Annotated in this window: 1 protein-coding gene; it reads right to left on the bottom strand. The window is 71.5% G+C overall.

Going from position 1 to position 466, the window contains the following annotated elements; translation table 11 throughout:
• A partial coding sequence (locus KDL01_RS41895) for an oxidoreductase (RefSeq protein WP_498038010.1) occupies positions 1 to 466 on the bottom strand: 466 nt, incomplete at both ends.

The following is a 466-nucleotide window of genomic DNA, read 5'->3' as shown; positions in this document are numbered from 1 at the left end:
GTATTCGGTGGTGTGCAGGAAGTGCGCGCCGGTGCGGGCCAGGGTGGTGAAAATGGTCTCGGCCTCCTCGATGCCGCCGGCCCAGCGGTGGTGGAAGTCGCTGACCTTGGACTGGGAGATGCGGATGCCGACCGCGATCTCGGAACCCACGGCCTGGAGCACCTCGTCCACGACCTCGGCCGCCAGGCGCACGCGGTTTTCGACGCCGCCGCCATACCCGTCCTCGCGCTGGTTGAGGTAGTCGGTGAGGAACTGGTCGAGCAGGTAGCCGTTCGCGCCATGCACCTCCACGCCGTCGAAGCCCGCTGCGGCCGCACGGCGGGCCGCGTCCGCGAAGCCCCGGCGGATGTCCGCGATCTCGCGGGCGTCCAGGGCCCTCGGCGTGGGGTAGGGACCGCTGCCCCGGTAGAAGGAGAGCTGCTCGCCGCGTGGTGCCACGGCGGAGGGACCGACCGTTCCCTGGCGG

The sequence above is a fragment of the Actinospica durhamensis genome (genome assembly GCF_018139695.1).
GTDB classification, from domain to species: domain Bacteria; phylum Actinomycetota; class Actinomycetes; order Streptomycetales; family Catenulisporaceae; genus Actinospica; species Actinospica durhamensis.
The sequence above is the reverse complement of the archived record's forward strand: the minus strand, read 5'-3'. Positions and strand labels throughout refer to the sequence as shown.